Origin of the sequence: Brevibacillus aydinogluensis (genome assembly GCF_961514395.1) — a bacterium.
Lineage (GTDB): Bacteria > Bacillota > Bacilli > Brevibacillales > Brevibacillaceae > Brevibacillus > Brevibacillus aydinogluensis.
Genome location: NZ_OY569118.1, coordinates 325,018 through 337,137 on the forward strand (window position 1 = coordinate 325,018; position 12,120 = coordinate 337,137).

Here is a 12,120-nt window from a genome sequence, read left to right on the forward strand (position 1 = left end):
ATTGGAAAGCAAGTTAACATAATACAAGTTATCGGGACCCGAAAAAGGGGGTGAAAAAAGTGCAGACCATGCTGTTGGAGGAGTTTTATCAACGGAACAAGGAACTGAATTCCTGGCGCTGGGTGTTGGACCTCATCAAAAAGCACCAAACCCGTGATTATACCGTCATGCGGCGTTACGTCGACGGCGATCAGGATATCCTGCGGAAGCCAGAGGAAAAGGGAAAACCCAACAACAAGATCGTGTTGAACTTCGCTCGGAAAATCATTGATTTCGGGACGTCGTACATCGTCAGCAACCCGATCCGCTACACGGCCAACGAAGACGGAGAAGAGATTGACGAATACATTAAGAAGCTGCAGGCAGTCTTGGTCGACAACGACGAGGAAAGCCTGACCTACGACATCGTGGAGGACGGATCAATCGACGGTGAGGTTTTCGAGTATTACTACTTTGACGAAGACGGCCAGATTTGCATGGCGGAGTTTACGGCTGACGAATGTATCGCGGTGTACGACACCACGGTAAAGGTCAAGCTGATCGCGGTCATTCGGTACTACTACCTGGCTGACGTCGATCGGAACCAGAAGAAGCTCATCGTCGAAGTGTACGACGAAAACGAGATTACCTATCTCCGGCAAGAAGGGGAAGGCCTTGTCTTGGATACGAGTAGGGAGCAAAATCCCGTCGCTCATAACGTCACCGTTCTTATGAAGGACCAGGATGGGAAGCTGCAGCAGAAACCCGTCGTTCCCTGGACGCACTTCGTAAATCGGCGCCGGAAACACCAACAGTATCGGGACGACGGCATGATCGAGGGGATGGGCGATCTCGGCGATTTAAAGCACCTCATGGACGCCATCAATAAGGCCGTGAGTGGCAAGGTCGACGTCCAGGAGTATTTCAAAAACCCGAAGGTCATTTTTGAAGACTTGGACCTGGACGAGCTATTGCTCTATGACCAGGAAGGCAACCTGATCACGGATGTGGAGAAGAAAAAGCAGTATCTCGCTAAGCAGTGGTCTACTTCGCAGATTCTCGTCGGGAAAAAGGCAGTTCCCGTTACATGGGACCTACAAGACCAGCACGAGGAAAACACCATCAACCGCCTGATTGAATCGCTTCTGGATCAATCGGGAACGCCTCATCTTCGACCTGACCAGGTGGGGACGGCGCCATCCGGAATCGCGCTCAAGATCATTTTCTACCACGCCGACATCAAGGCTGGCATCAAGATGCGAAACTACGGGCGCGGGCTGCGAAACCGTATCCGTATCCTGACAGGCATGCTCAACGCGAAGTACCGCAAGCAGTGGGATTATCAAGCCATAGATATTAAGTTCAGCAAAAACATGCCGGTCAATCTGGTCGAAATGGTCGATATTGTCACCAAGCTCGTTGGCCAGTTGTCGCATGAGGAACGCTTGGCACTGCTGCCATTCGTTGATGACCCGAAAGCCTCCCGCGATAAGCTGTTGGCTGAACAGGACGAAGAGGCGCAGCGCAGAATGGCGTTGCTTGACCCATACGCGCTTGAAACAGCCGAGGAGGACATGCAGGTTGAAGAGGGCGGAAGCGATCCGCCGGGTGATGCCGCATGAGTAGGGAAGAACGCTACCAAGAGGAACTGGAACAGCGGATCATGAAACACGGAAAGAAACTCCGAGGGCTTTTCAACCGGTCAAATGCCCGCATCCTTGCCGAGATCAACGACCTGTACGCACGCTTTGCCGAAAGCGGCGAAGAGCTGGTTTCGCTGATCTACAATGCTTCTCGGCTTGATTTGATCCTGGGGAGCATCCGCACCATTCTGAAAGAGTTGGGGCAAGAAGAAGAGCAAGAGTTGCGGCAGGCGTGGGCAGACGAATTTAAGCGAAGCATTCTCCATCACCTGTATTTTATTGAGCAAGACTTTCAAGTCGGTGTCACCATCCCCCAAATCAATCCGGGGATGATTCTGGCGAACGTCGAAAGGCCGTGGGAAGGCCGGCATTTTTCCAAACGGATTCGAATGCGCACGGACCTGCTGGCTGCTGCGATGGAAGACGTGATTACGCAGGCTGCCGTACAGGGGTGGGGAGTGTCCAGAACAGCGAAAGAGATCACACTTCGCACATCCGAGAGCTGGTCCAGTGCTCTGCGGCTGGCACGTACGGAACTGAACCGAGCGGCAGCGCAAGGGCAGACGACGGCTTACCAGGCGAACGCGGACATCATCGGCGAGAAAGAGTTTTGCGCAACGTTGGACAAAAGGACCTCATCCCAGTGTAGAAAAGCAGACGGGAAACGGTACCCTCTCGACTACGACACCCCGGAGAATCCGGGGCGCGAAGGAGAGCGCATCCCCAATCATCCGAATTGTCGTTCGTACTGGCGGCCAGTGATCAAGTCGAAAGTGCTGGAGCGATTGGAGCGCGAGCGCTCTTATCGGATCGGTAGGGAAGAGCGCGGCTACACGCCGGCGCGCACATATGAGGAGTGGGCGAAGGAGAAAGGGATAATGTTTTAGCCTACCTTTGAGGATTTGAACTTCTTGAAAAGGCGTATAGCTGTGAAGAGTAAACCGTAAATTCCTATTCCTACAAGTAGATGAAAGAGAATGTTTGTTTCAAAGTCAGGTCTAATAATGACACCAAAGGCAACTTCATTTTGTAGATAGTTTACTTCTTCATAAGCATCAGTGATATCAGGTACGTAGAAATGAGTCAGGAACAAACCAGTAAGGATAGGAAGAAGAAAATAATAAAGGAGGTTTACTGAGACGGAAAAGATTATGGCTCTTGTAAGATGACGTATCAAACGTGGTCCCTCCATTCTTAACCCAACACTTTTGTAAATTTTACTAAAACTTTTAATCAAAGAAAACCGAACTGTCGGTTTTTTTATTTTGGCTGGGAAAGGAGGCGAGGTCGATGTGATCAAGATTCAGGCTCGTATGAAAAGTGGGGAGATGCAAATACACGCAGACGGGCACGCGGGATATGCCGAGCACGGCAAGGACATCGTCTGCGCGGCCATCTCCACGATCATGCAAACCGCGCTGCTGGGCATTCAGGCGGTCGCGGAGCAGTATCCCAATCACGTATCGTTAGAAATCATTTCTGAGGAGGGAGAAAACAGTCATGAAGAAGTTTAACCGGATCAATCGGATTAAAATGCAACTGTTTAACGATGGCGGCGGTGCTGCTGCAGGAGGAGGTGAAGGTGCAAATGGAGGCGGTCAGGCCGGGAGCGGTGGAAATGGTGGCGCCGCCGGAGCTGCTGGTGCCAATGGAGCAGGCGGTCAGGCAAATGGCGGAGGCGATAAAGGCGGGGAGAGCAATAAGCCGGCAGTGTCGTTCGCTTCACAGCAAGAATACGAGTCGGCCCTGCAGGGTGCCGTGAGCGATTTCCTGAAAGGTCTGGGCATTGAAAAGGCCGACGAGCTGAAAGCGATTGTCGATTCGCACAAGCAGCGCCAGGAGGCGGAGAAGACTGCTGAGCAAAAGCTTGCCGAACGGGAATCCGAATTGAAGACGGCTAACACCACGATTCAATCCCTTCGCGTGGAAAATGCCTTTATCGTAGAAGCGATTAAGCAGGGGATTGACCCGGACAAGCTGTCCGATGCGATCCGCCTGGCCGATCTGGCAAAGGTAGAGGTAACGGACGGGGGCAAAATCAAGAACATCGACAAGCATGTTTCCGAACTGATCACGGCAAAGCCTTGGTTGAAGAGCGATGGGGTCCCGCGCGGCAACACGCCCGCCGCAAAACCGCCGGCCAACCAAAAGTCTACGATTCCGAATATCTCAGACCTGCGTAAATTGCAGCGTATCTAAAGGAGGAACGAACACATGTTGAAGAATGCAATGAAGGTAATGGTACAGACTGCGGCAGCAGCTTTTCCGTTTGATCTACAAAGATTTAACGGAGAAGGAGCCACACTTAGCACCGAGTTGACGGGTTTGATTCCCGAGGAGACAGCATCGGAAATTGTGAAAGACGTGGTTCGAGGCTCCGCGATCATGAAACTTGCCGATCTTGAGCCGATGACCTCCGCAACCAAAAAGATTCCCGTGTTGCTGGATGGCCCTGGCGCTTACTGGGTAGGTGAAGGCGAGCGGATCAAGACGTCGAAAGCCACCTGGGCACAGGTAACGCTTAATGCGAAGAAATTGGCCGTCATCGTCCCAATGTCGAAGGAAGCTCTCACTCGTCCAAGTATCGATGTCTTCGAAGAACTCAAACCATATATTGCCGAGGCCTTCTACACCAAGCTGGATGCGGCCGCGTTCATCGGTACCGAGTCGCCGTTCGCAACGAACATCCTGACTGCTGCCGTCAACTCCGGCAATACTTTCACCCGCGGATCTGTGGCCGGTCAAAATCTGGCCGATGACGTGAACAGTGTCATGGCCTTGATCGAAGCGAACGATCAAGAGCCGCGTGCCTTTGCTGCTCACTTCGGTCTGAAATCTTCTCTGCGCGGCTTGAAAAACAGTCAGGGCGATCCGCTTTACCTGACGTCTGTTCGGGATGGCGTTGCCGAAGATTCCCTGTACTCCTTGCCGATCGAATACTGCCGCAACGGCGCCTGGGATAAAACCAAGGCCGATCTGATTGCCGGCGACTTCAAAAAGGCCAAGGTCGGCATCCTGCAGCAAATCGAATACGAAATCCTGAAAGAGGCTACCCTGCACACGATTTCCGCTGCGGACGGGAAGCCTCTTTCTCTTGCTGAGCAGGACATGGTAGCACTGAAAGCGACTTTCCAAGTGGCATTCCTGGTCGTCAAGGAAAACGCGTTCGGCGTACTCCGCCCGGCCGGCTATACCCCGTAAGGCACGTAATCAATTTGAGGGGAGGTTAACCATATGAAACCCAATGACATTCTGGTGATCAGCAAGGGAAAAGAAAAACTGAAAGTGTCACGGAAAGCGTTTGAGGTCATCTACTCCCAACATGGCTACAAGGTGGAGGATGACCCTGCGGGCGACGTGGCTGCACAAGAGCCGGTGAAACCGGATGGCGATTCTGACAAGTAGTGATCTGATCGGGTTTTACCCCGAGTTCAGCACGTGGGATGCCACAGGTCTGAGCGCGATTGTTCTCCGCGCGAATGTGTTTGTCGAGGGACAGGTGACGATTCCCGATCCTGTCCCTGACGAATTGAAACTGGCCGCCGCGATGATCGCCAAGGACATGGCACAGGACAGACGGGTGACCAGCGTCAAGCAGGGGGACTATCAGGAGTCCATCACCTACGTCAACAACGATCCCAAGGTTGAGGAGATTCTGAACAAATACCGCAAGAACAGGGGGCAAAAGATGTGGATGATCTGACCGAATACAAACGGCTTCTGTGCCACTCTTTTACCCTTTTGGATATGCAGGGGGATGTTGACACCTTCACCGGGGGAAAAACCCGCCCAGAATGGCTCCCTGTGTCCCAGAACGTTCCCTGCAGGGTATCTGGCTCCCCCGGTCGCATACAGCAGCTCACAGGGCGTCAGGCGACGTCTCAGGACTTCCTGATGCATACCCTTCACCCCGGACTGAAGCCGGGTATGCGCGTCCAGATCGAACAGCCCGAGTTTGCCGGAAATCTGTATGAAGTTGGCCTTCCGTATCCCGTGTATGGTTCGGCCGGCTTGCATCACTATGAGGTTGTCATCAGTCTCATTGACACCACTACCGGAGAGGAGCCTGAAATCTGATGGCCCGCGTCAATAAAAAGGACTTAGAACGCCAGTACCGGCACCTGAAAAAGCAAGCCAAAAGAGAAGTGCAGGCTGCTATGGACCGCGTTGCCCGGAAAGCTGGCTTTCAGGTTCTCAGGGGAGCACAGGACCGGGCGCCAGTCCGGGATGGTGTACTGCGACAGTCGCTCACGATCGGCAACAGAGATAACATTTTCGACCTGGTCTTACGGGGAACGAAAGCAGAAATCACCGTTGGCACCGCCTTGGAGTACGCCCGGTACGTGGAAGAAGGGTTTACCCAACGAAAAGGGCAGTTCGTACCTGGTTACTGGGACGATGAGAAATTTGTTTATGTCCCTGGGCATCCCGCCGGCATGGTGTTGAAAGGCCGACGGATCCCTGGAGTCCACTATCTGGCACGATCGGAAGCAGAGGTAGAGTCGATCATGGACGAACTGGTGAAAGAAGAACTGGACGAGCTGGCGAGGAGGTTGTTCCCGGATGGGCGATGATGTTCTCTCCGTACGCCACTGGCTTTACGCGTTGACCGGCATCCAGACGGAAAGCCTCCGTGTTCCCAAGGATTTTACTCGCCCCATGTGGTTTGTGGAGGAGCCTTTGCGCATCCCGGAGCCGAGGCGGCCGGACGTCTACCGGGAAAAAGGGACGATGAGCCTTACCCTGTTGGCCGAAAACGCGGAGCAGCTAAAACAGATGGCCTTCCTGGTACGGCAAGACCTTGCTGATAAACGATGGATTCTGCCGCTATACAACTCGGACCGCGTACAAATCGGGTACATGCGAGAGTGCCGCTTAACGTTTAGCAAGCCAGACGGCTTTGACCAGTCTATAGAACTCAAGTATCTGGTTGACCTGCCTTACACGCCGGTGGTGTACGACCCGTTGGAGGTCATTCATACACGGTTTGACCCGACATTGAAGAAAGGAGGGGGACGAAATGGCCCGTAAACAAGGAACTGACAACGATGTCGGTCAGCAAGAAGTAAAGTACGCGAAGGACCAGATCATGAAGGTGGCACAGCAAAAGTTCGGCTTGAACCGAACGGAAGCGATTGCCGCCTTTTTTGATGCTCCCGCCGAGATGACGGTCGCGGAGGCGGAGACATTCGTGAAAAAGTTCAAGGCAAGGACGGTGAAATAGATGGCCGGCAAGTATCAGCCAGGAGAGGAGAAAGTCCTGTCCGGTGCTTATTCCTTTTTGAAATCGTTTATCGAGGAACAGACCACACCGGGCTTACGCGGGAAGCTTGCCCTGCCGATTGTTGCTGATTGGGGGCCAATCGGCGAGTTTGTGACGGTACGCAATAAGACATCTGCCGAGAAGAAATTTGGGAAGGTGGAGGACTTCGATCTGATATGGGCAGCCGATCCACAGCCCACCGAAGTGCTGCTGTATCGTGTCGCCGGGAACAGCGCAGCGGCCGCGAGTGCTATCTTGAAAAGCGGCGCGACCGACGTTCTCAAAGTCGAAGCAAAGTATAAAGGTGAGCTTGGTAACCACCTCAAGGTCGTCGTCCAACCCAACCTTCTCGACGGAACAAAAGTCGATGTGCTGATTTACAAGGACGCCGAATTGGTTGAGAGCCAAACGGGCGGGACCAACGACGATCTGGTCGCTGCCTTCGCAAACAGCGAGTATGTCGTCCTTACCAAACTGACTGACACGCTGCCGGACCCAACCGCGGGCACAAATCTGACAGGCGGTGACAGTGGTAAAAGCGTGGAGGCGACCAAATATACCGCGTACCAGAATGCTCTCGCCACTCAAAAAGGGAAATTTGGTGTGTTCACCCTGGGGATTGCGGACCCCGCTCTGAACGCTGCCGCCCAGGATTGGACAGATCAACAGGTGGCTCTCGGCAACTATATCCGATTTGTCTACGGCGGGGATTCGACGCGGGACCAGAATAAGGCTGCAATGATCCAGTCCAGCAAGGACGCCAACAACATGGCGGTCGTGAACTGCGGCAGCGGCTTTAAGTGGAAAGGGAAGACATACCCGAGCGCAAAGCTGGCTGTGTATATCGCGTCCCTGATGGCAGCGATGCCTCTCAACTACACGATGGCGCTGTACATCACGCCATTTGATGCCCTGACTGTAGAGTGGGATCAGGATACCGACCTGATCGAACTCGTTCAAGCTGGTGTTCTCATGCTGAACATGGACAACGGGAAGGTCATAATCCAAGAGCCTGTGAACACACTGACTACACCGGGGCCGGACCAATCCAAAGAGTTCGGAAAAATCCGGGTGGCCGACACCATGTTCACCATCCTGCACGCCGAGGAAGAGGCTGCAAAAGAATGGGTACGACAGCAACCGAACAGCAATAGTCCTGCGCGCAGAGCGGCCTTCTGCCAGATGATGAAAGAAACGGTGTTTAAACCGCTGGCAGCGATCGAAGTCATTGCGGCCGACTATGAATACATCGAAGACCCCGAGTATCACGGGGCGGACCCGATCTACACGCCGGCGCGTAACGCGGGGCACTTCATCGCGGGATTCCGTCACCAGGACGCGCTTGAAAAAATCTACACCTACAACAAGGCAAAGTGAGGTGACGCCAAATGAACAAGGATGCTCAAACCTACTCTGGCACCCACGGGCATTTCTACGACCAGAACGGTAACGAATTGACGGAATGCATCGGTTTTGAATTGACCGAGGAGTTTGACAAAGCGGAAAGCAAGCGTGCGGGCAAACTGCGGAAAGGCCATCGTGTTGTGTCTTCCTCCGTAAGTATGACCGCCACATTTGAACGGACAGCAAATGTCCAAAAACTAATCCAAGAGCTTGCCAACAGCCCCGAAAAGAAGGTGAACTTTATCGGGGAGTTGGACGATCCTGTGGCGGGAAGATACCGGGTGGCTGTAAAAGGCTTTTCACCGGATTCCTTGGCACTCGCGAAATGGGAACATGGCGCGATTGACGAGGATACTTCACTTGAAGGAACAGTCGATGATTACGAATTCATTTAAAACAGGGGATGACCCCATAGGAGGTAACGGGTATGAGCGAATTTCTCACGATGGAAGAGTTTCTTGGCATGAACACCCAAGTGGATGAGAAGGGAGAATGGGAGTGGAAGCGAAACGACGTGAAGCTCCCGATTCGCTCCGTCCCTGGGGATGTGTACTATAAGGCTCGGAAGGCTGCACTGAAGATTTCTGTCACCGGCAAGAAGAGCAAAGCGGAACGGAAGGTAGAATTCGATGACCTCCGGTTTAAATCGGAGATCATCATTGCGGGTATCGATACCGATCGGACAAACTTCCACATCGACTCGCAGCAAGTCCTGGCGAAGTTCGGGAAGATCGCTGCCGTTGATGTCGTGCCTTGCATCTTCCGACCAAATGAAATCGATTCGTTGTATGAAGCGATTGCAGCCATCAGTGACTTTGCGGACGATGAGGAAGCCGAGGAAGAGGTAAAAAACTCATAAAAGAGAGCCCGGAGCTGGCTCTCTATTCTTACATCTGGCAAGAAAAAAACCGGCTTCCCTCGGAAATTTTACGCCTGCCTGAGCGTGAGAAACAATTTGTCCTGATCTCCACGGCTATGGAAATTCAACGCAAAGCTGAGCAGGAAAAGAAAATGGAACGGCTCAAAGGCCGACGTGTCAGAGGAAGGAGGAGATAGGGAATGGCTTTAACCACAACGCTGGCGTTCCAAGAGAAGATGACCAAGCAGATCTCCTCCCTTCTGAAACACCTTGGCGACGTGCTGGACGTCTTCGATGACGTAGAGGACGCGGCCACCGAAGTTGAGGATGCGTTGGACAGCATCGATCATGCTTCCATTACCCAACTAGATCATGCGATGGACGATGCCTATCGCCAGGCGACGAAGCTTGCCCGCGAGATTGCCGAGGTTGATGATAAAGCTGAAGCGGTAGATGCACAACATGTTGGCCGGTTGGAAAAGGCGCTGCGTGCTGCCGCAAAAGCCGGTGATGAGGCCGCAGAATCGCTGGAGTACGTTGACAAAGCCGCCGGGCACATGGAGGAAATTGCTGGCCTGACTGCTGCCGGTGGAGCGGTGGTGACAGCCGGCTTGTCAGCCGCGGCAGTATCGGCGTACGAAATGGATCATTCCCTCGATATGCTGCAGGCGCGCGTGGGGGCAACGGATGCCGAAATGGTATCCATGTCAGACTCCGTGAAACAACTGTTTACGTCCGGTTTGGTAGAGGCGCCGCAAGAGGCAGCGGAATCATTCGGGCGGTTTAAGCACCTGTTAGAAGGCACCGACGATGAGATTCGCAAGGTTACAGAAGGCGCAATCGCTTTGGAAAAGATTTCGCTCGGCGATCTCGATCAGGACAGTATTGCAAAAGCGCTGGACATGATGCAAACCCAGTGGGGGACCGGGCCAGTAAAAGGTCTCGACATGATCACGGCTGCCTATCAGCGAGTCGGGGATAAAGCGGACGACCTGCTTGATACGATTTGGGAATACTCCCCGCAATTCAAAGAGGCCGGGATCAGCGCCGAGAAAATGATGGGCATGTTTGTGGCCGGCACCGAGGCGGGCGCGTTCAACTTTGACAAGCTGGGCGATGCATTTAAGGAGTCCTTTGGTATTCGGCTGAACAAGGCTCTCGATGAGAATGCCCTTGGTGCTCTCGAAGAAATCTTCGGGGAAGAGAACCTGTTCAAGATGCTTGACCAGATTAAGGCCGGCGGCAAGGAAGCCGAGAAAGCGATCATCGCGATTACGACCGGAATTGCCTCGATCAAGGATCAGAAGGTACAGGACGATGTGTTATCCAAAGTGTTCGGCACCCAGTACGAAGATCTTGGCCGGGACGCGGTCATGGCCATGCTGAACGCTAAACCCCTTGAGGATTTTGCCGGGAAGACGGAAGAGATTGTGGGGAAGGTGTCCAATGAATGGCAGGCCATGACCAACGAGATGCAGCTTGCGTTTGAACCGGTTGGGGATGCTGTTCTTGACGTAGCCAAACCGATCGTTGGCTTCATCGCGGACATTGCCAAAGGAATCGGGGAGTTTGCCAAAGAGCATCCGTTAATCACAAAAGTTGCTGTTTCCTTTCTGATGTTGTTCGCGGCTCTCGCTCTTTTAATTACGCCCCTGGTGTTTTTGGCAGGGATTTGGACGCCGGTAACGGTCGGTTTCTCTGCGATGAGCGCTGCCATGAGTGGATTTGGTCTTGCTTCTCTCAGTGCGTTATGGCCTATTCTACTTGTCATTGCAGGGATTATCGCCTTGATTGCTACGGCATGGTGGCTGTACGAAAACTGGGATATGGTCAGCTCGTATCTGGTTGCCGCCTGGGAGTGGGTCAAAGGGGTAGCGCAGTCAGTATGGGATGGACTGACAGCCTATTTTAACATGGTGGCTGAACTGTGGAAGGGACTCTTTACTGCGTTCACTCAATTCATTACCGGGGATTGGTCCGGGGCGTGGGAAACGATAAAAGCCACCTTCCAAAACGCTTTTACGACCATCGATGGCTGGTTTGGCGGATGGATCAGCGGCCTATTCGAAAGCGGGCAGAAAATCATCACCACGATTGTGGATGGCATTTTGTCCGTCAAAGACAAGATTGCAGACGCACTCTCCAGTGTGTTTGAATGGGCCGATCAATTCCTGCCTCACTCAGACGCGGACCTGGGGCCGTTCTCCCGACTAACCGACAGCGGTATGGCCATTCCCGAAACGATGGCAATCGGGGTGGAGGCTGCAGGGGATTCCCTGGTTACGGCTATGGACAGTGCCTTCAGCCAAGTGCCAAGCTATACTCCTTCCCTTGCCAATTCCGGAATCGCTCAAGCAGCAGTTGGTGGGTCTGGTTCAAATTCAACGTACGTAGATTTCCGACCAACCATTCAGGTCACCTTGCAGACCAACAGTGTAAATGGCAAAGAGGAGATGGAAAGTTTGGCCGAGCAGTTGGCCGATACTATTGCCGAAAAGGTACTCCACGTATTAGCTGGGACTGGAACGACTGTTCTTGAATAAAGAGGTAACGACTTCCTTTGCTGATGCCGCTATCTGTTTCGGGATATCAATTCAGCGGTGCTGTTCATATGGCATTCTAAGACCAAATGACGCTCTTCACACGAGGAGCGTCTTCTCCATCAATCACTTTTATTTAATTTTGTTTTTCATTCAAATGTGGTATGATAGAGTCAACAGATGCATATAGTAAAAAGGCTACAGATGCGGTAACATCTGCAGCCTTGTACAATAGCCCGCCTCAAGGCGTCGGCTCGTTTTCCGAATAGTAGACCTCCTGGCCTACCAAGCTCAAGGGAGGTCTACTTCTTTTTTGGGTCAAAGCAACGACAATCGCCACGACGAGACTCAGCAGGCCGACGATGAAGCCGCCAAACTGAATCATCAGGCTCATTGTTTCGTGCGTTATTGCCATACTCTCACCTCCCCCCG

The 12,120-nt window shown here is 53.0% G+C and carries 17 protein-coding genes; 15 read left to right on the forward strand and 2 right to left on the reverse strand.

The genetic code is table 11. The features are described from left to right. The first annotated feature begins 68 nt into the window (after positions 1–68). Together Q7F15_RS01585 and Q7F15_RS01590 are read left to right on the forward strand one after the other, a co-directional pair. Positions 69–1,601, forward strand: a complete 1,533-nt coding sequence (locus Q7F15_RS01585; protein WP_304415510.1) for a phage portal protein — start codon at positions 69–71, stop codon at positions 1,599–1,601. Continuing rightward, positions 1,598–2,509 carry a minor capsid protein gene (locus Q7F15_RS01590; RefSeq protein WP_304414966.1) on the forward strand — a complete coding sequence of 304 codons (912 nt, stop codon included), beginning with the start codon at positions 1,598–1,600 and terminating at the stop codon, positions 2,507–2,509. The genes Q7F15_RS01585 and Q7F15_RS01590 overlap by 4 nt, the downstream gene beginning before the upstream one ends. Here the strand turns inward: Q7F15_RS01590 and Q7F15_RS01595 are convergent. Further along, the gene (locus Q7F15_RS01595; RefSeq protein ID WP_304415511.1) at positions 2,506–2,814 is read right to left on the reverse strand and encodes a hypothetical protein; all 309 of its coding nucleotides are present in this window, start codon (positions 2,812–2,814) and stop codon (positions 2,506–2,508) included. The genes Q7F15_RS01590 and Q7F15_RS01595 overlap by 4 nt on opposite strands. Positions 2,815–2,914: 100 nt before the next feature. Here Q7F15_RS01595 and Q7F15_RS01600 point away from each other — a divergent pair, with 100 nt between their 5' ends. From Q7F15_RS01600 to Q7F15_RS01660, 13 genes are all read left to right on the forward strand, one after another. After that, positions 2,915–3,136, forward strand: a complete 222-nt coding sequence (locus Q7F15_RS01600; RefSeq protein ID WP_044898973.1) for a ribosomal-processing cysteine protease Prp — start codon at positions 2,915–2,917, stop codon at positions 3,134–3,136. Continuing rightward, a complete protein-coding gene (locus Q7F15_RS01605) occupies positions 3,123–3,821 on the forward strand; it encodes a hypothetical protein (protein WP_304414967.1) in 699 nt (232 codons plus the stop codon). Before Q7F15_RS01600 ends, Q7F15_RS01605 begins: the two co-directional genes overlap by 14 nt. A gap of 15 nt (positions 3,822–3,836) precedes the next feature. Continuing rightward, positions 3,837–4,823 carry a phage major capsid protein gene (locus Q7F15_RS01610; protein ID WP_304414968.1) on the forward strand — a complete coding sequence of 329 codons (987 nt, stop codon included), beginning with the start codon at positions 3,837–3,839 and terminating at the stop codon, positions 4,821–4,823. 33 nt (positions 4,824–4,856) lie between these two features. Further along, the gene (locus Q7F15_RS01615; protein WP_304414969.1) at positions 4,857–5,027 is read left to right on the forward strand and encodes a hypothetical protein; all 171 of its coding nucleotides are present in this window, start codon (positions 4,857–4,859) and stop codon (positions 5,025–5,027) included. Beyond that, positions 5,008–5,325 (forward strand): head-tail connector protein, encoded by a 318-nt coding sequence (locus Q7F15_RS01620; protein WP_304414970.1) that lies wholly within the window; start codon positions 5,008–5,010, stop codon positions 5,323–5,325. The genes Q7F15_RS01615 and Q7F15_RS01620 overlap by 20 nt, the downstream gene beginning before the upstream one ends. Further along, entirely contained in the window at positions 5,313–5,699 is a 387-nt protein-coding gene (locus tag Q7F15_RS01625) for a hypothetical protein (RefSeq protein WP_304414971.1), read from the forward strand. The genes Q7F15_RS01620 and Q7F15_RS01625 overlap by 13 nt, the downstream gene beginning before the upstream one ends. Beyond that, positions 5,699–6,196, forward strand: a complete 498-nt coding sequence (locus tag Q7F15_RS01630; RefSeq protein ID WP_304414972.1) for an HK97 gp10 family phage protein — start codon at positions 5,699–5,701, stop codon at positions 6,194–6,196. The genes Q7F15_RS01625 and Q7F15_RS01630 overlap by 1 nt, the downstream gene beginning before the upstream one ends. Then, a complete protein-coding gene (locus Q7F15_RS01635; protein WP_304414973.1) occupies positions 6,186–6,653 on the forward strand; it encodes a hypothetical protein in 468 nt (155 codons plus the stop codon). The genes Q7F15_RS01630 and Q7F15_RS01635 overlap by 11 nt, the downstream gene beginning before the upstream one ends. Then, a complete protein-coding gene (locus Q7F15_RS01640) occupies positions 6,643–6,846 on the forward strand; it encodes a YqzN/YkzM domain-containing protein (protein ID WP_304414974.1) in 204 nt (67 codons plus the stop codon). Before Q7F15_RS01635 ends, Q7F15_RS01640 begins: the two co-directional genes overlap by 11 nt. Further along, positions 6,847–8,262 carry a phage tail sheath N-terminal beta-sandwich domain-containing protein gene (locus Q7F15_RS01645; protein WP_304414975.1) on the forward strand — a complete coding sequence of 472 codons (1,416 nt, stop codon included), beginning with the start codon at positions 6,847–6,849 and terminating at the stop codon, positions 8,260–8,262. Between the two features lie 11 nt (positions 8,263–8,273). Then, positions 8,274–8,684 (forward strand): phage tail tube protein, encoded by a 411-nt coding sequence (locus tag Q7F15_RS01650; protein ID WP_304414976.1) that lies wholly within the window; start codon positions 8,274–8,276, stop codon positions 8,682–8,684. A 32-nt stretch (positions 8,685–8,716) separates the two neighbouring features. Next, positions 8,717–9,148: a phage tail assembly chaperone gene (locus Q7F15_RS01655; RefSeq protein ID WP_304414977.1), complete on the forward strand. Its 432-nt coding sequence runs from the start codon at positions 8,717–8,719 to the stop codon at positions 9,146–9,148. Between the two features lie 200 nt (positions 9,149–9,348). Next, a complete protein-coding gene (locus tag Q7F15_RS01660; protein WP_304414978.1) occupies positions 9,349–11,691 on the forward strand; it encodes a phage tail tape measure protein in 2,343 nt (780 codons plus the stop codon). 238 nt (positions 11,692–11,929) lie between these two features. On the opposite strand, the gene Q7F15_RS01665 is transcribed toward Q7F15_RS01660, so the two are convergent. Then, positions 11,930–12,103 carry a putative holin-like toxin gene (locus Q7F15_RS01665; protein ID WP_304414979.1) on the reverse strand — a complete coding sequence of 58 codons (174 nt, stop codon included), beginning with the start codon at positions 12,101–12,103 and terminating at the stop codon, positions 11,930–11,932. Positions 12,104–12,120 lie beyond the last annotated feature (17 nt).

Coding starts and splice junctions, on each gene's coding strand:
- Q7F15_RS01610 (WP_304414968.1), top strand. CDS start 3,837: ATGTTGAAGAATGCAATGAAGGTAATGGTACAGACTGCGGCAGCAGCT.
- Q7F15_RS01660 (WP_304414978.1), top strand. CDS start 9,349: ATGGCTTTAACCACAACGCTGGCGTTCCAAGAGAAGATGACCAAGCAG.
- Q7F15_RS01590 (WP_304414966.1), top strand. CDS start 1,598: ATGAGTAGGGAAGAACGCTACCAAGAGGAACTGGAACAGCGGATCATG.
- Q7F15_RS01665 (WP_304414979.1), bottom strand. CDS start 12,103: ATGGCAATAACGCACGAAACAATGAGCCTGATGATTCAGTTTGGCGGC.
- Q7F15_RS01615 (WP_304414969.1), top strand. CDS start 4,857: ATGAAACCCAATGACATTCTGGTGATCAGCAAGGGAAAAGAAAAACTG.
- Q7F15_RS01635 (WP_304414973.1), top strand. CDS start 6,186: ATGGGCGATGATGTTCTCTCCGTACGCCACTGGCTTTACGCGTTGACC.
- Q7F15_RS01620 (WP_304414970.1), top strand. CDS start 5,008: ATGGCGATTCTGACAAGTAGTGATCTGATCGGGTTTTACCCCGAGTTC.
- Q7F15_RS01645 (WP_304414975.1), top strand. CDS start 6,847: ATGGCCGGCAAGTATCAGCCAGGAGAGGAGAAAGTCCTGTCCGGTGCT.
- Q7F15_RS01650 (WP_304414976.1), top strand. CDS start 8,274: ATGAACAAGGATGCTCAAACCTACTCTGGCACCCACGGGCATTTCTAC.
- Q7F15_RS01655 (WP_304414977.1), top strand. CDS start 8,717: ATGAGCGAATTTCTCACGATGGAAGAGTTTCTTGGCATGAACACCCAA.
- Q7F15_RS01630 (WP_304414972.1), top strand. CDS start 5,699: ATGGCCCGCGTCAATAAAAAGGACTTAGAACGCCAGTACCGGCACCTG.
- Q7F15_RS01595 (WP_304415511.1), bottom strand. CDS start 2,814: ATGGAGGGACCACGTTTGATACGTCATCTTACAAGAGCCATAATCTTT.
- Q7F15_RS01585 (WP_304415510.1), top strand. CDS start 69: ATGCTGTTGGAGGAGTTTTATCAACGGAACAAGGAACTGAATTCCTGG.
- Q7F15_RS01605 (WP_304414967.1), top strand. CDS start 3,123: ATGAAGAAGTTTAACCGGATCAATCGGATTAAAATGCAACTGTTTAAC.
- Q7F15_RS01640 (WP_304414974.1), top strand. CDS start 6,643: ATGGCCCGTAAACAAGGAACTGACAACGATGTCGGTCAGCAAGAAGTA.